This is a genomic window from Roseovarius sp. (genome assembly GCF_027019125.1).
Taxonomy (GTDB): domain Bacteria; phylum Pseudomonadota; class Alphaproteobacteria; order Rhodobacterales; family Rhodobacteraceae; genus Roseovarius.
In genome coordinates, this window is sequence record NZ_JALUXE010000028.1 from 110,482 (window position 1) to 126,015 (window position 15,534).

General features: G+C 62.6%; 18 protein-coding genes. 11 read left to right on the forward strand and 7 right to left on the reverse strand.

Translation table 11 applies throughout. The features are described from left to right. Positions 1-49: 49 nt before the first annotated feature. A complete protein-coding gene (locus tag MVC20_RS12060) occupies positions 50-418 on the reverse strand; it encodes a MerR family DNA-binding transcriptional regulator (RefSeq protein WP_037270440.1) in 369 nt (122 codons plus the stop codon). A 118-nt stretch (positions 419-536) separates the two neighbouring features. Here MVC20_RS12060 and MVC20_RS12065 point away from each other — a divergent pair, with 118 nt between their 5' ends. From MVC20_RS12065 to MVC20_RS12090, 6 genes are all read left to right on the forward strand, one after another. After that, positions 537-959, forward strand: a complete 423-nt coding sequence (locus MVC20_RS12065; protein ID WP_297541676.1) for a PaaI family thioesterase — start codon at positions 537-539, stop codon at positions 957-959. Beyond that, positions 959-1,468: a PaaI family thioesterase gene (locus tag MVC20_RS12070; RefSeq protein ID WP_297541678.1), complete on the forward strand. Its 510-nt coding sequence runs from the start codon at positions 959-961 to the stop codon at positions 1,466-1,468. The genes MVC20_RS12065 and MVC20_RS12070 overlap by 1 nt, the downstream gene beginning before the upstream one ends. Further along, on the forward strand, positions 1,461-2,813 hold the full coding sequence (locus MVC20_RS12075) for an MATE family efflux transporter (RefSeq protein WP_297541680.1): 1,353 nt from the start codon (positions 1,461-1,463) through the stop codon (positions 2,811-2,813). Before MVC20_RS12070 ends, MVC20_RS12075 begins: the two co-directional genes overlap by 8 nt. 55 nt (positions 2,814-2,868) lie before the next feature. After that, complete coding sequence (arfB, locus tag MVC20_RS12080; RefSeq protein WP_297541682.1) at positions 2,869-3,291, forward strand: alternative ribosome rescue aminoacyl-tRNA hydrolase ArfB; 423 nt, start codon at positions 2,869-2,871, stop codon at positions 3,289-3,291. Positions 3,292-3,384: 93 nt separating this feature from the next. Next, complete coding sequence (locus MVC20_RS12085) at positions 3,385-4,506, forward strand: beta-ketoacyl-ACP synthase III (protein ID WP_297541684.1); 1,122 nt, start codon at positions 3,385-3,387, stop codon at positions 4,504-4,506. Between the two features lie 113 nt (positions 4,507-4,619). Further along, complete coding sequence (locus MVC20_RS12090) at positions 4,620-5,078, forward strand: phage regulatory CII family protein (RefSeq protein WP_297541686.1); 459 nt, start codon at positions 4,620-4,622, stop codon at positions 5,076-5,078. A 16-nt stretch (positions 5,079-5,094) separates the two neighbouring features. On the opposite strand, the gene MVC20_RS12095 is transcribed toward MVC20_RS12090, so the two are convergent. Both MVC20_RS12095 and MVC20_RS12100 read right to left on the reverse strand, forming a co-directional pair. Then, on the reverse strand, positions 5,095-5,670 hold the full coding sequence (locus tag MVC20_RS12095; protein ID WP_297541688.1) for a HupE/UreJ family protein: 576 nt from the start codon (positions 5,668-5,670) through the stop codon (positions 5,095-5,097). Between the two features lie 139 nt (positions 5,671-5,809). Continuing rightward, a complete protein-coding gene (locus MVC20_RS12100; RefSeq protein ID WP_297541691.1) occupies positions 5,810-7,207 on the reverse strand; it encodes an aminotransferase class III-fold pyridoxal phosphate-dependent enzyme in 1,398 nt (465 codons plus the stop codon). Positions 7,208-7,632: 425 nt separating this feature from the next. Here MVC20_RS12100 and MVC20_RS12105 point away from each other — a divergent pair, with 425 nt between their 5' ends. From MVC20_RS12105 to MVC20_RS12115, 3 genes are all read left to right on the forward strand, one after another. Beyond that, complete coding sequence (locus tag MVC20_RS12105) at positions 7,633-8,631, forward strand: ABC transporter substrate-binding protein (protein ID WP_297541693.1); 999 nt, start codon at positions 7,633-7,635, stop codon at positions 8,629-8,631. An 83-nt stretch (positions 8,632-8,714) separates the two neighbouring features. Beyond that, positions 8,715-9,524, forward strand: a complete 810-nt coding sequence (locus MVC20_RS12110) for an ABC transporter ATP-binding protein (RefSeq protein ID WP_297541695.1) — start codon at positions 8,715-8,717, stop codon at positions 9,522-9,524. Next, positions 9,521-10,786: an ABC transporter permease subunit gene (locus MVC20_RS12115; RefSeq protein WP_297541697.1), complete on the forward strand. Its 1,266-nt coding sequence runs from the start codon at positions 9,521-9,523 to the stop codon at positions 10,784-10,786. The genes MVC20_RS12110 and MVC20_RS12115 overlap by 4 nt, the downstream gene beginning before the upstream one ends. A gap of 39 nt (positions 10,787-10,825) precedes the next feature. Here MVC20_RS12115 and MVC20_RS12120 read toward each other — a convergent pair whose 3' ends face one another. The 4 genes from MVC20_RS12120 to MVC20_RS12135 all read right to left on the reverse strand — a co-directional run bounded on the left by MVC20_RS12120 (position 10,826) and on the right by MVC20_RS12135 (position 13,121). Next, positions 10,826-11,671, reverse strand: coding sequence for a DUF1989 domain-containing protein (locus MVC20_RS12120; RefSeq protein WP_297541700.1), 846 nt, complete (start codon positions 11,669-11,671; stop codon positions 10,826-10,828). 1 nt (position 11,672) lies between these two features. Then, the gene (locus tag MVC20_RS12125; RefSeq protein ID WP_037270251.1) at positions 11,673-11,888 is read right to left on the reverse strand and encodes a hypothetical protein; all 216 of its coding nucleotides are present in this window, start codon (positions 11,886-11,888) and stop codon (positions 11,673-11,675) included. Between the two features lie 4 nt (positions 11,889-11,892). Beyond that, positions 11,893-12,399, reverse strand: a complete 507-nt coding sequence (locus MVC20_RS12130) for a peroxidase-related enzyme (protein ID WP_297541702.1) — start codon at positions 12,397-12,399, stop codon at positions 11,893-11,895. A gap of 140 nt (positions 12,400-12,539) precedes the next feature. After that, positions 12,540-13,121: a DNA-3-methyladenine glycosylase I gene (locus MVC20_RS12135; protein WP_297541704.1), complete on the reverse strand. Its 582-nt coding sequence runs from the start codon at positions 13,119-13,121 to the stop codon at positions 12,540-12,542. 107 nt (positions 13,122-13,228) lie between these two features. Here MVC20_RS12135 and MVC20_RS12140 point away from each other — a divergent pair, with 107 nt between their 5' ends. Together MVC20_RS12140 and MVC20_RS12145 are read left to right on the forward strand one after the other, a co-directional pair. Then, entirely contained in the window at positions 13,229-14,065 is an 837-nt protein-coding gene (locus MVC20_RS12140) for an EAL domain-containing protein (RefSeq protein ID WP_297541705.1), read from the forward strand. Positions 14,066-14,206: 141 nt separating this feature from the next. Then, positions 14,207-15,382, forward strand: coding sequence for an acetyl-CoA C-acetyltransferase (locus tag MVC20_RS12145; protein WP_297541706.1), 1,176 nt, complete (start codon positions 14,207-14,209; stop codon positions 15,380-15,382). Positions 15,383-15,534 lie beyond the last annotated feature (152 nt).

The following is a 15,534-nucleotide window of genomic DNA, read 5'->3' on the forward strand; positions in this document are numbered from 1 at the left end:
CAAGGTAAGCAGGGCGATGCGGAAATATTCTTGCCCTCGCGTCAGCCTTTTACCCGAGACTCGCGGCGGTATCGTCGCGCAGTTTCTTGAGTTCGGCCATTGCTTCGTCAATCTGACGGCGCTGTTCGGCCAATTCCGCAAGCTGCCGGTCGGCCAGGTCTATCCAACTGCGCATCTGCGCATTGGTGCCCTCTTTCTCGTAGATGAGAAGCCATTGCCGGATCTCTTCCAGCGCAAAACCGAACTTGCGGCCGCGCAAGATCAGCGTCATGCGCGCACATTCGCGCGGGCCGTACCATCGCGCGCGGCCATCGCGCTCAGGCTCCAGAAGTTCGATATATTCATAATATCGCAGGGTGCGCGGCGTCACATCATAGGTCGCGCACATTTCCTTGAAGGACAGTTTCTTATCCGACATGGTCAGCCCTCCCGTTGTGCAGACGTTAGGACCAAGACGCGGCCCTTGCAACCGGTGCTCTTGCAGCTTGGGCAGATTAGGGATCATAAAGGGCGCATCACGATCCGCGGGGAACAGCATGACCGACGCCAAGACCAAGATCGCACAGCAGTTCATGCAGGCCCTGCCCCATGCCCGCGCCCTTGGCATGCGGCTGGTCTCTATGGGGGATGGTCAGGCCGAGATCGAGATGGATTACGATCCACGCTTTGTCGGCGACCCCGAAACCGGGGTGATTCACGGCGGGGCGGTTTCGGCCCTGATGGATACGTGTTGCGGGGCGGCGGCCATGAGCCATCCGGCCTCGCCCGGCGGCACCGCCACCATTGACCTGCGCATTGATTACATGCGCCCGGCAACACCGGGGCAGCGCATCCGCGCCCATGCGGACTGTTACCACATCACGCGATCCGTGGCCTTTGTCCGGGCCAAGGCGATGGATGAGGATGAGGCGCGCCCGGTGGCGACGGCCACAGGCACCTTTACCGTGGAGGGCAAATGATGGCCCGCCCCCGTCCCGAACCCGTGCAGGTGGTCAAGCAGCGGCGCGATGCGGCGCTGAAGGCCTTGGTCGAAGGGGTGCCCTATATCGGCTTTCTCGGGGTGCAGTTCGATCGGCGGGGGGATGAGTTGACCGCCCTGATGCCCTTCGAGGAAAAGTTGATCGGCAACCCTCTGTTGCCCGCGCTGCATGGCGGGGCGACGGCGGCGTTTCTCGAAATCACCGCCATCATCGGACTGAGCTGGGGGATGCTCTGGGAAGAGATCGAAAGCGGCGCGTTCGACCCTGAGGCGATTGTCGGCGGCAAGCTGCCAAGATTGCCAAAAACCATTGATTTTACAGTGGATTACTTGCGCTCCGGCCTGCCGCGCGATGCCTATGCGCGGGCACAGGTCAACCGCTCTGGCCGGCGCTATGCCTCTGTGCATGTCGAGGCGTGGCAGGACAATCGCAGCCGTCCCTTTGCCCAGGCGACCGGGCATTTCCTGATGCCGCGTCGCGATGGCTGAGGTCGCGCGGGCGGTCACGCATGCCCGTGTCCTTAAAATTGCGCTGCCCATCGTGATTTCCAATGCCACGGTGCCGATCCTCGGCGCGGTGGATACTGGCGTGGTCGGGCAGTTGGGGGCGGCGGCACCGATAGGCGCGGTGGGCATTGGCGCCGTCATAATTACCGGAATTTATTGGATTTTCGGATTTCTCCGGATGGGCACCACGGGGTTGACAAGCCAAGCGCAGGGGGCCGGTCAGGCGGGCGAGGTCGCGGCGCTCTTGACGCGGGCGCTGTTGATCGGCTTTGCCGGTGGGCTGGCCTTTATCGCCCTGCAAGTCCCTGTTTTCTGGGCCGCTTTTCAGATTTCTCCGGCCAGCGAAGAGGTAGAAACCCTCGCCCGGGAATACATGGCAATCCGGGTCTGGAGCGCCCCGGCGATGATCGCGCTCTTTGGCATGACCGGGTGGCTGATCGCACAGGAACGCACACGGGCGGTTCTACTGCTGCAACTGGTGATGAATGGCATAAATATCCTTTTGGATCTGTGGTTTGTCCTGGGGCTCGACTGGGGTGTCGCGGGCGTCGCGCGGGCGACGGTGATTGCCGAATGGGGCGGTTTGGCGCTTGGCTTCTGGTTTTGCCGCGATGCGTTTGCCGTGCCTGCATGGTGCGACTGGCCAAGGGTATTTGACCGGGAGCGGTTGAAAAACATGGCCTCAGTCAACGGAGATATTCTGCTTAGATCATTGATGTTGCAGATTATTTTCATCTCTTTCCTGTTCTGGGGCAGCGATTTTGGCGATGTCACGCTGGCGGCAAACCAGGTGCTGTTGCAGTTCCTGAGCATTACCGCACATGCGCTGGATGGGTTTGCCTTTGCCGCCGAGGCGCTGGTGGGGCAGGCGTTTGGCGCGCGTTCTGTGGCGCATCTGCGGCGGGGGGCGCTGTTGACGAGCATCTGGGGCGTCGTGGTCTGTGTCGCATTGGCCATTGCCTTTGCCAGCTTTGGCGGGGTGCTGATCGATCTCATGGCCAAGGCCCCAGAGGTTCAGATAGAGGCGCGCAACTATCTGATATATATGACACTTGCGCCCATTCTCGGGCTGGCGGCCTATATGCTGGACGGGGTATTCATCGGGGCCACGCGCACCCGCGACATGCGCAACATGATGGCGCTGAGCCTCTTGGTCTATGTCGCCGCAGCACTCGCACTGGCCCCTTCGATGGGCAATCACGGCCTGTGGCTGGCGCTTTTGATCAGTTTCGTGGCGCGTGGCGTGACGCTGGCGCTGCGCTATCCGGCGCTGGAACGGGCGGCGCAGGGGTTTACAGACCTTACAAAATCCCCCTCGATTTCGTAAGGTCGCGGTGCCGGTTTGCCGCGCCTGACGGCTGCGGACTGACGGAACGGGAACCATGCTGCATATCACCGATCAGATCGCCATCCAGGACTGGGAATTGACCGAGCAGTTCATCCGCGCCTCGGGGCCGGGCGGGCAGAATGTCAACAAGGTGTCGAGCGCCGTCGAATTGCGGTTCGAGGCCGAGCGGTCGCCCAACCTGCCCGCTCCGGTCAAGACGCGGTTGCGCCGGCTGGCCGGGCGGCGCTGGACCAAGGAGGGGGCGGTCGTGCTGCAATGCGACGAGACCCGAAGCCAGACCCGCAACCGGGAAATCGTGCGCGAGCGTTTGGCCGATCTCATCCGCCAGGCCCTGATCGCGCCGAAACGACGGGTGGCGACCAAGCCGACACTGGGATCCCAGAAACGCCGCCTTGCCGCAAAGAAGCAGCGTGGCGCGGTCAAGGCGCTGCGCGGTCAGGTCGAGGGGGAGGAGTGAGCGCGCGAAACCCTGCGCAGAGGTGGCGCGACGTCGCGCTTGACGCGGCGGCAGGACTGGGGTGATCTGGCCAAATCTTTGAGGAGAACGACAATGGGTTTGCCCGCAATCACGGGAACGGGCGTGTTCACGCCATCCGAGGTGATCACCAACGAGGAACTGGTCGCAGCCTTCAACGCCTATGCCGAAGCGTTCAATGCGCGCCACGCGTCAGAGATCGCTGCGGGGGAGATCGAAGCCAAGGGCATGTCCTCACCCGAATTCATCGTGAATGCGTCGGGGATCGAGCGGCGGCATGTGATGGACAAGAGCGGCGTGCTCGATCCCGAGGTGATGCATCCGCTGTTGCGGCAGCGTCGGGATGACGAGCCGGGGATCATGGCGGAAATGGCGATGGATGCCTGCGCGCAAGCGCTTGCTCAGGCCGGGCGCGAGGCGTCAGAGGTCGATCTGATCATCTGCGCCGCCTCGAACCACGAGCGGCCCTATCCGGCCATTGCCATCGAGATACAGCAGCTTTTGGGCGCGGGGGGCTTTGCCTTTGACATGAATGTCGCCTGTTCCTCGGCCACCTTCGGGATTCAGGCCGCCGCCGACATGATCCGGGGCGGGTCTGCGCGGCGGGCGCTGGTGGTCAGCCCCGAAATCTGTTCCGGGCATCTGGAATGGCGCGACCGCGATTGTCATTTCATCTTTGGCGATGTCTGCACCGCAGTTCTGATCGAGGCGGTGGAAGAGGCCAAGGGGCCGCATTTCGTGATCCGCTCCACGCGCTGTGCCACGCAGTTTTCCAACAATATCCGCAACAACAACGGGTTTCTGCGGCGCACCCGCCCGGACGGGCTGGCGGACCGGCGCGACATGCAATTCGTGCAGGAGGGGCGCAAGGTGTTCAAGGAGGTGTTGCCGATGGTTTCGGCGCATATTCTGGCGCATCTGGAGGCCGAAGGCGTGGTGCCCGATGAATTGCGGCGGCTGTGGCTGCATCAGGCGAACAAGGCGATGAACGATTTCATCGGACGCAAGGTGCTGGGCCGGGTGCCGGAGCCCGAGGAGCAGCCGAATATCCTGCAGGATTACGCCAACACATCCTCTGCCGGGTCGATCATTGCCTTTTCACAGTACTCCGATGACCTCAGACCCGGCGATCAGGGTTTGATCTGTTCGTTCGGGGCGGGCTATTCGGTGGGATCGGTGCTGGTAGAGCGCGGCTGACCCGAGGGCAAACCCTTGGGAATGTTTTTGAAACTGACAAAGGGCGGCAAAGCCGCTATGGGACCTCCGGGTATGGGTGGCCTCAGAAATGACGGCCAGTTTGGGGAATGCGTATGTCGACGACGGGAAGTTACCTGAAAAAGCACACCGAAGCCTTGGTCAAGGATGTGGGAATCGAGGCGGCCTGCCAATTGACGGGCAAGTCCAAGGCCACGCTGGGGCGCTATTATTCCGACCATGACGAGCACGCAGACCGCTTCATGCCGGTGGATACCGTGGCCGCGCTGGAGGCCGCCGCGCGCTATCCGCATGTCACAAGCGCGCTGGCCGAGCTGCGCGGTGTCAGCCTGAGCCTGATCGCCGAGCGGCGCAATACGCAAGAGAGGGCCAATGTGAACAGCGATGTGATCGCACTGTCACAGCGCTTTGCGATGCTCATGGCCGAGTATCAGCAGAGCATCGCGGATGGGCGCATCACCGTGAATGAGGCCAAGCGTCTGTTGCGCGAAACCACGCAGTTGCAGCAAGTCTTGATCGAGATGAAGCTGCATCTTGAAGAAGAGGTCTCTTGACGCCGCTGGCGCGAGATCAGGCAAACGCGATATAGGCCCCGGCCAGGGCGGTAGCCCCGCCCATCAGGCGGAGCGGCAGCGCGCTGGCATTGCGGGTTTCGCGCGCGGCGGTGAAGGCGATCAGCAATCCCGCCACATGCAGGAGCGCCGTGGCGATGCCAAAGCCTGCGCCGAATTGCAACGCCTGCGCCTGACCCAGTTCGCCACCATGGGCGTGACCGTGAAAGAGCGCGAAGAGCGACACGAGGATCATGGCCAGCCCCGGCGCGGGGCGCAGGGCAAAGGCCACGACAAGGCCGAGCGCCATGATCGAGGCGAGGATCATCGGTTCGACCAGAGGCAGGGGCAAGCCGAGCAGCGCCGCCAGAAACCCGAGGATCATGGCAAGGACAAAGGCGCTGGGCACGGTCCAGAGCGCGCGGCCGCCGATTTGCGCGGCCCAGAGGCCCACGGCGATCATCGCCAGCACGTGATCGAGACCAAAGAGCGGATGCGTCACCCCGGCGAGGAAGGAGCCGTATTCGCCCTCGGGCAGATGCGCAGCCGCAGGGCTGGCGGCGAGGATCAGGAACGGGGCGAGGAGGTGTTTCATCGGGTGGTCCTTACTTGGTCAACCGGCGCCTCGGGGTGAGTCGCGCCTGCGGGGCAGGATGTAGGCGCTTGGGATGGGGCGCAACAAAAAACCCGGCACGCGGGTGCGCGCCGGGTCAGGTGGGGAAATCCGAAAAGGATCAGCCAAAGACGCGGGTCAGGGCCTCGTCCGTGGCGGAAATCAGGTGGTTGATGTCGTCCTTGGTCGCAATCAGCGCGGGCGAATAGCACAGCGTGTTGTTGAAACCGGGGATCGAACGGTTGGTGGCACCGATGATGACGCCCTGCGCCATGCAGTCGGCGACAACGGCCTGAACCCGCTTTTCATCCATCGGTTCCTTGGTGGCGCGGTCGGCAACCAGTTCGGCCCCGAGAAACAGACCCTTGCCGCGCACATCGCCGATGACGGCATGCTTGTCCTTGAGCGCGCGCAGCTGGTCGAGCATGTAGTCGCCCATCGCCACGGTATTGCCCAGAAGATCCTCTTCTTCGATGATCGCCATGTTTTCCAGCGCCGCAGCGGGACCGGCGGTGCAGCCGCCAAAGGTCGAGATGTCGCGGAAATAGTTCAGCGGATCGGTGGTGTCGTCCTTGAACATGTCGAACACGCGCTCGTTGGTGACACAGCAGGCGATGGCGGCATAGCCAGAGGCCACGCCCTTGGCCATGGTCACGAAATCGGGTTCGACCCCGTAATGCTGATAGCCGAACCAGGTGCCGGTGCGCCCGACGCCGCAGACAACCTCGTCGATATGCAGGAGGATGTCGTATTTGCGGCAAATCTCTTGCACGCGGGGCCAGTAGCCCTCGGGCGGGGTGATGACGCCACCACCGGCAGTGACGGGTTCGAGGCAGAGCGCGCCGATGGTGTCGGGCCCTTCGGCCAAGATCACCTCTTCGATCGCATTGGCAGCGGCGAGGCCGTATTCTTCGCCCTCCAGATCCCATTGCGCGCGGTATTCAAGGCAATGCGGCACCCGCACGAAACCGGGGGTATAGGGGCCATATTGCGCGTTGCGCTGATCCTGACCCCCCGCCGAGAGGCAGGCGATGGTGGTGCCGTGATAATCGCGGTCACGATAGAGGATCTTGTGCTTCTTGCCGCCATAGCGCTTGTGCGCGATCTGGCGAACCATCTTGAACGCCTTTTCGTTCGCCTCGGAGCCGGAGTTGGTATAGTAGACCCGGCTCATTCCCGGCATTTTCGAGATCAGCTTTTCAGAGAAAAGCGCGCCGGGGATCGAGCCTGCGGAGCCTGCGAAATAGGGCAGTTTGATCAGCTGGTCGCGCACCGCGTTGGCGATGCGTTCGCGGCCATAGCCCACGTTCACGGTCCAGACGCCGCCCGACACGCCGTCGAGATGCTCCTTGCCCTTTTGGTCCCAGACGCGCATGCCGCGCCCTTCGACGATGATGCGCGGATCGGCCTTGGGGTCGGTGCCGCTCCAGGGCGCGTGTTGAATCAGGTGATGCCAGACATGCGCGCGGTCGGCCTCGACCACGTGGGAAATGTCGTTGTCGCGAAGTTTGCCGTCCATGGCGATGCTCCATCAGGTTGAGGCCCGGCGCAGGGCGCGGGCCGTCTATCTATATCACGGGTTATCCTAGCCGCATATCAGCCGAGAATCCCAGCAGATCGTTAGGGCCAGAGCATAGCATTACATAGGTCCAGAATTGCCTGTCGCTGCGCGAGTCTGCGAGTAACTCCATGGTCTGTTTCAGTTTTTCATCAACGGGGGTAAAGGCGGCGTTTGTTTCAGGCTATTCGAAAACCTCTTTTCGGAAATACTGAAATGATCTTAGCTCTGTTATAATTGCGTTGATCGGCGTCTGTGGATCGGGTTCACTCTGGGCTGTTGCCTGTTCCCGGAGCATACTCGAGCCAGAGGACCGGGACGCAGGATAAACCCGCCGAAACGTGCGGGTAAGACAGAAAACGACTGTAACCAACGGGAGAAAACAGATGAGCATGAAAAGCAAACTGATGTCGGCGGTGGCTGGCGCGGCCTTTCTGGCGGGGGCCGGGGCGGCAAGCGCGGAAGAGATCACCGTGGCCTATTTCCTCGAATGGCCGATGCCGTTCCAGTATGCCAAGGAAATGGGCACCTACGACAAGGAAATGGGCGTCAAGGTCAACTGGCGTGCGTTTGACACCGGCACCGCGATGAGCGCTGCGATGGCATCGGGTGACGTGCATCTGTCGGTGAGCCAGGGGGTTCCGCCCTTCGTGGTGGCCACCAGCGCCGGGCAGGATTTGCAGACCCTCGACGTGGCCGTGAGCTATGCCGACAACGACAACTGTGTCGTCGCCTCGGCGCTGGAAATCGACAAGACCAACGCGGCCGAACTGGCCGGCAAGAAGGTCGCCGTGCCGCTGGGCACCGCCGCGCATTACGGGTTCCTCAAGCAGATGAACCATTTCGGCGTGGATATTGCCAGCATGGACGTGGTGAACATGGCCCCGCCAGAGGGGGCCGCCGCCATCGCGCAGGGCGCGGTCGATATGTTCTGCGGCTGGGGCGGTTCGCTGCGTCGCGCGCTGGAACATGGCAACGTGCTGTTGACGGGCGCGGAAAAGGAAGAACTGGGCATTCTGGTATTTGACGTGACCTCGGGCCCGGCGGCCTTTGTCGCGGAAAACCCCGATCTGGTGGCCAAGTTCCTGAAGGTGACCGCAGATGCCAACGCGATGTGGGCCGATCCGGCCAATCGCGACACGATGCTGCCGGTCATCGCCAAGGATAGCGGCATGGATCTGGAGGCCACGGCAGCGACGATCGACACCTTCGTGTTCCCCACGGTCGAAGCGCAGTTGAGCGCCAAATGGCTGGGTGGCGGCGCGCAGGAGTTCATGAAGGGCGTGGCCGAGGTCTTTGTCGAGGCAGGCAGCATCGACTCGGCGCTGGCCACCTATGAGAACAACGTCAACACCGGACCGCTGGCCGCTGCCAACGGCATGTAATTCCGCCTGACGGAGTGAATGAGGCCCGCCCCGTGCGAACGGGCGGGCCTTTGCCCAACCAACCAGAGAAACAAGGGGTGGGGATGTCGACACTTTCCATCGAAAACATCTCGATGCGGTTCGATCTGCCGAATGGCAGCCATGTGCAGGCGCTCAAGAATGTCTCGCTCGAGATCAAGACCGGCGAATTGATGAGCGTGCTGGGGCCGTCGGGCTGTGGCAAGACCACGCTACTCAATATCCTTGCCGGGTTTCTGGCCCCGTCAGAGGGGCAGATCACGCTGAACGGGCATCGGGTGACGGGCCCGGATGCCGAGCGCGGCATGGTGTTTCAGCAAGGCGCGCTCTTTGAATGGATGAGCGTGCGCGACAACGTGAGTTTTGGCCCGCGCATGGCAGGCAAGCGGGAAAAGGAATGGGCCGGCACCGTTGATCATCTGCTCGATGTCGTGGGCCTGCGCGATTTCAAGGAAAAGGCGGTGTACGAGCTGTCGGGGGGGATGCAGCAGCGCGTGGCGCTGGCGCGGTGCCTCGCGAATGACCCCGACGTGATCCTGATGGACGAGCCCTTGGGGGCGCTCGATGCGCTGACGCGCGAGAAGATGCAAGGCTTGGTCCTGAAGCTCTGGAAAGAGACCGGCAAGACCATCATCCTGATCACCCATTCGGTCGAAGAGGCGCTGCTCCTGGGTGAGCGGCTGTTGGTGATGGCACCGCGACCGGGGCGGGTCCACAAGGAATATCGCCTGCCCTTTGCCGAGATGGGGGCGGGCCGTGATCTGCGCGAGGTCAAGAAAGTACCTGATTTCGCCGCCAAGCGAGAGGAAATCCTGACGATGATCTGGGACATGGAAGAAGAGATCATGGGCCGGGCAGAGGAGGCGGGCGCATGATCATCCTGATCATCTATGTGGCGATTTTCGTGAGCGCATTCTTCATCGTGCGGCTTGGCGTGCGCAAGTTCCGGCAGATGAACGATTTCACCTCGCTCAAGACGGTGACCTTCGGGGATGAGAGCGCGGTGCGCCCGGATCGCTGGGCAAGCGTGATTTCGGTGATCACGATCTTTTTGATCTGGGGCGCGTTCACGGGCAGCAAATGGGTGCCCATCCATGCGCCGGGGCCATTCATCGGCGACACCGAATTCACCTATACGCTGGAGGCCCCGGACGGCACGCGCGACGATGCAACCGTGATGGTGCGGGTGTTTACCGTGGGCGAGACGGTCGAAGACCCGGTGATCGAACCGGGCGAAGGGATTGCCAAGAATGACGTGCTGACGGTGGGCGCGTGGCGGTCGCAGCTCTTGCTGATGGACAAGAATGATGAGGTGACACGCGATCAAGGGGCCAAGGTGATCGCGATTGATGGCAAGCCGGTGAGCACCGGACAGACCGTCGCGGTGGCCGATGGCACCGTGGCCGTGACCGCCAAGGGATCGCTGAATTTCGCCCCTGCCAAGGGGATGCAGATGGAGTCCATATGGCTCCCCGCGCCCGAGGCGGTGGTGTCGCGCCTTATCGAAGTGTCGAAGCAGGGCTATCAGAACTTCACCCTTTTGGAGCATCTCTATTGGTCGCTGTTCCGCGTGATCGTGGGTTTTGCCCTGGGCGCGCTGGTGGGGATACCGCTGGGCTATGCCATGGGGCTGAGTGACTGGTTCCGCGGGTGGTTCGATCCGATCGTCGAATTCATGCGCCCGGTGCCGCCTCTGGCGCTGATTCCGCTGGTCATCATCTGGGCCGGGATCGGCGAGAGCGGCAAGATCATCCTGCTGTTTCTGGCCGCGCTCTGGATCATGACGATTTCAGCGCGGGCGGGTGTATCGGGCGTGGCGATTTCCAAGGTCCATGCCGCCTATTCGCTGGGCGCAAGCAAATGGCAACTCATGCGGCATGTGATCGTGCCCAACTCGCTGCCCGAGATTTTCACCGGCGCGCGCGTCGCGATGGGGGTCTGTTGGGGCACGGTAGTGGCCGCCGAACTGGTGGCCGCCGAAAAGGGCGCGGGCATGATGATCATGGTCGCCAGCCGCTTTCAGCTGACCGACATTGTGCTGATGGGGATCATCCTGATCGGGATCATCGGCTATGGCATCGACATCCTGATGCGTAAGGCCGAAAACTGGCTGGTGCCGTGGAAGGGCCGCGTCTGAGGTAAGGGGCGGGCAGGGCTAACCCCCTGCCCTTTCCTTTTACCGCCCGTGGCTGCCGTCATAGCCATTGCGCGCAGGGCTCTGCCAACCGGAGAGCGCGCCGGGCGCGGGGGCGAACACCTCGACCAGCATCGGGTAACAGGCCGCCGTGTCGCTGGTATGCTCGGACGAGCAATCGCCGCCGGGACAGGCGCTCAAGCAGCCCAGAATGTCGATCTCGGCAAAGAATTCCAGATAGTCGCCGGGGCGCACGGGGCTGGCCTTCATGAAATATTGGCCCGTGTCGCGGGTGAATCCGGTGCACATGAAGACGTTGAGCACGTCGTGTACATGCGGTTCCGCCTCGGCCAAGGACACGCCCAATTCATCCGCCAGGGCGCGGGTCAGGTTGGAATGGCAGCAGTGGTGATACTGCACCCCCGACAGGAGGTTGCCGGTATAGGGATCGCAGCGGGTGCCGATCACGTCATGCACCGAGCCGCCAAACTCGTCGATGCCATACCAGCCCAGGCTATCCCCGGTGATCGTGGCCATCGGGCGCAGATGCGGGAAAGAGGACCAGAGCCGCTCGCCCGTGGTGACATGGGTGCCATGGAGCGCGCGGGTCTTGCCGGAATAGAACCGCTCGGTCAGGTCAGCCGCGTTCCAGAGGTTGAGATCGCCCACTTGCGGGCCATCCACGCTGGTGATGCGAAAGAATTGCCCCGCCTCGGCGCGAAAGCAGGCCGCCTCGCGCGGGGGGACCAGCACCTCTGACACCTTGATCGCCCCGGCGCGGGCGGCGGCGTAGAGCGCCAGATCGGGCACGGGCAGCGTGTCATTGGGATAGCAGATCACGGGCGGCACGGCGCGGCGGGCGGCGGCATCGGCGGGGCTATGGCTCATCTCAGTCCTCTGGAACGTCGCGGGGATTTACCGCGCAATCCAAAGGCGGTTTGCCGGTGGATGTAAAGACCTGCGCACCGCAAGCCATGCAGCGGTAATAGGATTGCCCGTCACGATCCTGCCTTCGATCCGCGCGCCAGCGGCACGACCGCGTGCGCCGGTTGGACAGGATCAGCACCAGCACGAAGGCGATGATCAGCCCTGCGACAACCAGCATGGGTTTACCCTTTGACCATGGCCTCGACCATGGCGCCAAAGCGGCTGTAGGTGGCGGCCTGATCCTCGGGCGTGGTGCCGGTCGCGGGATGCCCGTCGGGCGCCTCGGCATAGTCGAAATTCACGCCCGTCCCCTCGATGATCCGGTTCATCATGTTGAAGAGCGCGCAGACCTGCACCGCCTCGTAGAGCGCCGCCTCGGACCAGCCCGCGTCATAGACCGCCTGCGCGTCGCGCGCCACGAGCTTGCTGGGCAGGGTGTTGAGCTTGGCCACATAGGCCAGAAGCGGGCGCAGTTTTTCGTCGATCGGGGCGGTGTCGACATCCGCCATCAGCGCGTCAATGAGGCCCGCGTCGATGCCGAACACCTCGGCATAGGCGCGATGTGCGCCCGCGCAAAAGGTGCAGGCGTTGAGGGCCGAGACATAGGTGGCGATCAGCTCGCGCTGGCCGATGCTCAGCTCTCCGTCGCTGCGCAAGAGCCCGTCGGTATACTCCATCAGCGGGCGCACGTTGCGGGAAAGCGCGCGTAGAGGTCCATCAGATGCGCGGGATCGGGAAGGCTGGGCAATAGGGGCATCGGTTTCTCCTGTGATGGCGGGACCATCGGACAGGATGGCACGAATGAAAAGCCTTCGCTGGGGCGACGCGATCACAATGCGGTGCGCGCGCCCATCCGGGCCACGGGCGCATGACAGGGGCAGGTGACGAGGTGATCGTTGACCATGCCCACCGCCTGCATGAAGGCATAGGTGATCGTCGGGCCACAGAATTTGAAGCCGCGTTTCTGCAAATCCTTTGAAAGTTTTACAGAAATATCGGTCTGCGCGGGCACCTCGGACAGAGAGCGCCATTGGTTCTGAATGGGCTGACCGCCGACATGGCCCCAGAGGTAGCGGTCAAAGCCTTCGTTGGCTTCGATCTCGGCCCAGGCCCGGGCATTGCCGATGGTCGCCGCGATCTTGCCCCGGTGGCGGATGATGCCCGGATCGGCCAGGAGGCGCGTCACCTCATCCTCGCCCCAAGTGGCGATGACATGCGGGTCAAACCCCTGGAACGCCGTGCGAAAATTCTCGCGCTTGCGCAGGATGGTGATCCAGCTCAGCCCCGCCTGAAAGCCGTCGAGAATGAGCTTTTCCCAGAGCGCACGACTGTCATATTCAGGCACGCCCCATTCGGTGTCGTGATAGGACAGATACAGCGGATCGTCACTGACCCAGCCACAACGCTCCATGGTTGCCCCCTCTGAACCGGCGCCCGCGCGCGTGCAGTCAAATGCGCGGCTTAAGCGATCCTTAAGCCATCTGCGCCAGTTTGAGAACAGGCGTTCCGGAGGGGCAAATGGGACAGAAACACAAATGGGCCGATATTCCAGCGGGGTTCGATACCCCGCTGTCCTATGCCGTGTCAGCGCGGGACCGTTCCGTGATCGACATGGTCAATCAGGCGGTGAAGCACAAACAGGTGCTGCTGGCCTATCAGGCGGTGGTGCCCGCGCGGCAGCAGGACAGGCCTGCGTTCTACGAGGGGCTGATTCGTGTGCTCGATGCCACGGGCCGGGTGATCCCCGCCAAGGATTTCATCACCCAGATCGAGGTGACGGAAACCGGGCGGCTCATTGATTGTCTGGCGCTGGAAAAGGGGCTGCGCACGCTGATCACCTATCCCGATCTGCGGCTTGCCATCAACATGTCTGCGCGATCCATCGGTTACTCACGCTGGACGCGCACGCTGAAAAAGGGGCTGAGCGACGATCCTACCATCGGCGAGCGGCTGATTCTGGAGATCACCGAAGGCTCGGCCATGCTGGTGCCCGAGCTTGTGACCGGCTTCATGAAAGAGTTGCAGGCCAAGGGAATAAGCTTTGCACTCGATGATTTCGGGGCGGGTTACACCTCGTTCCGGTTTCTCAAGGAGTTCTATTTCGACATTCTCAAGATCGACGGGCAATTCGTGCGCGGCATCGCCACGGACCCTGACAATCAGGTGCTGACCGCGACCCTGGCCAGCATCGGGCAACAATTCGACATGGTGACAGTGGCCGAAAGCGTCGAAAAGCCGGAGGATGCCGCCTATCTCGCGGCGTTGGGAATTGATTGTTTGCAAGGTTACTACTTTGGCGCGCCCACGGTGCGGCCCCCCTGGATTGACAGCGCCCTTGACCGCGCCACCGCTTGAATGTGACACTCCGTCCGTTGCCGCAGTGCGGCATCTAAGATATGACGCCGCGTAACGGCGGAGGTGACAGAGGGGAGGTGCATGAAAATGTGACACCCCTGTGCCATGCTCCGATCGGGCAAATCCTGGTGGAGGACATAGATGACCAATGTAGTAATCGCATCCGCAGCGCGCACCGCTGTGGGTTCCTTTGGAGGCGCGTTCGCGAATACGCCGGCGCATGATCTGGGCGCAGCCGTGCTTGAGGCGGTGGTTGCCCGCGCGGGTATTGAAAAGGGCGAAGTCTCCGAGACGATCCTGGGTCAGGTGCTGACCGCCGCACAGGGCCAGAACCCGGCGCGTCAGGCGCATGTGAAGGCGGGGCTGCCGCTCGAGTCCGCTGCCTGGAGCATCAACCAGGTCTGTGGCTCGGGTCTGCGGGCCGTGGCACTGGGCGCGCAGCATATCCAGCTGGGCGACGCCGCCATCGTTTGCGCCGGTGGTCAGGAAAACATGACGCTGAGCCCCCATGCCGCCTATCTGCGCGCCGGTCACAAGATGGGCGACATGACCTATATCGACACGATGATTCGCGACGGTCTGTGGGATGCGTTCAATGGCTATCACATGGGTCAGACCGCCGAGAACGTGGCCGACCAGTGGCAGATCACCCGCGAGATGCAGGATGAATTCGCCGTGGCCAGCCAGAACAAGGCTGAAGCCGCGCAGAAAGCCGGCAAGTTTGACGACGAGGTGATCGCCTTTACCGTCAAGACGCGCAAGGGCGACATCATCGTCGACAAGGATGAATACATCCGTCATGGCGCGACGCTTGACGCCATGCAAAAGCTGCGCCCCGCCTTTACCAAGGATGGGTCGGTCACGGCCGCCAATGCGAGCGGTCTGAATGACGGCGCGGCGGCAACCCTCTTGATGAGCGCGGATGAGGCCGAGCGTCGGGGCATCGAACCTCTGGCGCGGATCGCATCCTATGCCACCGCCGGGCTTGATCCGTCGATCATGGGCGTGGGTCCGATCCATGCCAGCCGCAAGGCGCTGGCCAAGGCCGGGTGGAGCGTGGCCGATCTCGACCTCGTCGAGGCGAACGAGGCCTTTGCCGCGCAGGCCTGCGCGGTCAACAAGGACATGGGCTGGGATCCGGCCATCGTCAACGTCAACGGCGGCGCGATTGCGATTGGCCACCCGATCGGCGCCTCGGGCTGCCGGGTGCTGAACACGCTCTTGTTCGAGATGAAGCGGCGCGGGGCCAAGAAGGGTCTTGCCACGCTCTGCATCGGTGGCGGCATGGGCGTTGCCCTCTGCGTCGAGCGTCCGTGAGGCGCGCGGGCGCGGTCTGAGACAGGATCAAGGGCACCCCGCACGGTGCCCTTTTTCATGCTGCATCAAAAATAGCCGCATTGCAGAAAATTTATCGCGCAACAATATTGCGCAATACGATCCAAACCGATAACCAAGTTTCAACGCACCAG

What these genes read in the sequence shown, in the direction of transcription:
- MVC20_RS12060 (WP_037270440.1), bottom strand. Translation starts at nt 418, where the DNA reads ATGTCGGATAAGAAACTGTCCTTCAAGGAAATGTGCGCGACCTATGAT.
- MVC20_RS12065 (WP_297541676.1), top strand. Translation starts at nt 537, where the DNA reads ATGACCGACGCCAAGACCAAGATCGCACAGCAGTTCATGCAGGCCCTG.
- MVC20_RS12070 (WP_297541678.1), top strand. Translation starts at nt 959, where the DNA reads ATGGCCCGCCCCCGTCCCGAACCCGTGCAGGTGGTCAAGCAGCGGCGC.
- MVC20_RS12075 (WP_297541680.1), top strand. Translation starts at nt 1,461, where the DNA reads ATGGCTGAGGTCGCGCGGGCGGTCACGCATGCCCGTGTCCTTAAAATT.
- arfB (WP_297541682.1), top strand. Translation starts at nt 2,869, where the DNA reads ATGCTGCATATCACCGATCAGATCGCCATCCAGGACTGGGAATTGACC.
- MVC20_RS12085 (WP_297541684.1), top strand. Translation starts at nt 3,385, where the DNA reads ATGGGTTTGCCCGCAATCACGGGAACGGGCGTGTTCACGCCATCCGAG.
- MVC20_RS12090 (WP_297541686.1), top strand. Translation starts at nt 4,620, where the DNA reads ATGTCGACGACGGGAAGTTACCTGAAAAAGCACACCGAAGCCTTGGTC.
- MVC20_RS12095 (WP_297541688.1), bottom strand. Translation starts at nt 5,670, where the DNA reads ATGAAACACCTCCTCGCCCCGTTCCTGATCCTCGCCGCCAGCCCTGCG.
- MVC20_RS12100 (WP_297541691.1), bottom strand. Translation starts at nt 7,207, where the DNA reads ATGGACGGCAAACTTCGCGACAACGACATTTCCCACGTGGTCGAGGCC.
- MVC20_RS12105 (WP_297541693.1), top strand. Translation starts at nt 7,633, where the DNA reads ATGAGCATGAAAAGCAAACTGATGTCGGCGGTGGCTGGCGCGGCCTTT.
- MVC20_RS12110 (WP_297541695.1), top strand. Translation starts at nt 8,715, where the DNA reads ATGTCGACACTTTCCATCGAAAACATCTCGATGCGGTTCGATCTGCCG.
- MVC20_RS12115 (WP_297541697.1), top strand. Translation starts at nt 9,521, where the DNA reads ATGATCATCCTGATCATCTATGTGGCGATTTTCGTGAGCGCATTCTTC.
- MVC20_RS12120 (WP_297541700.1), bottom strand. Translation starts at nt 11,671, where the DNA reads ATGAGCCATAGCCCCGCCGATGCCGCCGCCCGCCGCGCCGTGCCGCCC.
- MVC20_RS12125 (WP_037270251.1), bottom strand. Translation starts at nt 11,888, where the DNA reads ATGCTGGTTGTCGCAGGGCTGATCATCGCCTTCGTGCTGGTGCTGATC.
- MVC20_RS12135 (WP_297541704.1), bottom strand. Translation starts at nt 13,121, where the DNA reads ATGGAGCGTTGTGGCTGGGTCAGTGACGATCCGCTGTATCTGTCCTAT.
- MVC20_RS12140 (WP_297541705.1), top strand. Translation starts at nt 13,229, where the DNA reads ATGGGACAGAAACACAAATGGGCCGATATTCCAGCGGGGTTCGATACC.
- MVC20_RS12145 (WP_297541706.1), top strand. Translation starts at nt 14,207, where the DNA reads ATGACCAATGTAGTAATCGCATCCGCAGCGCGCACCGCTGTGGGTTCC.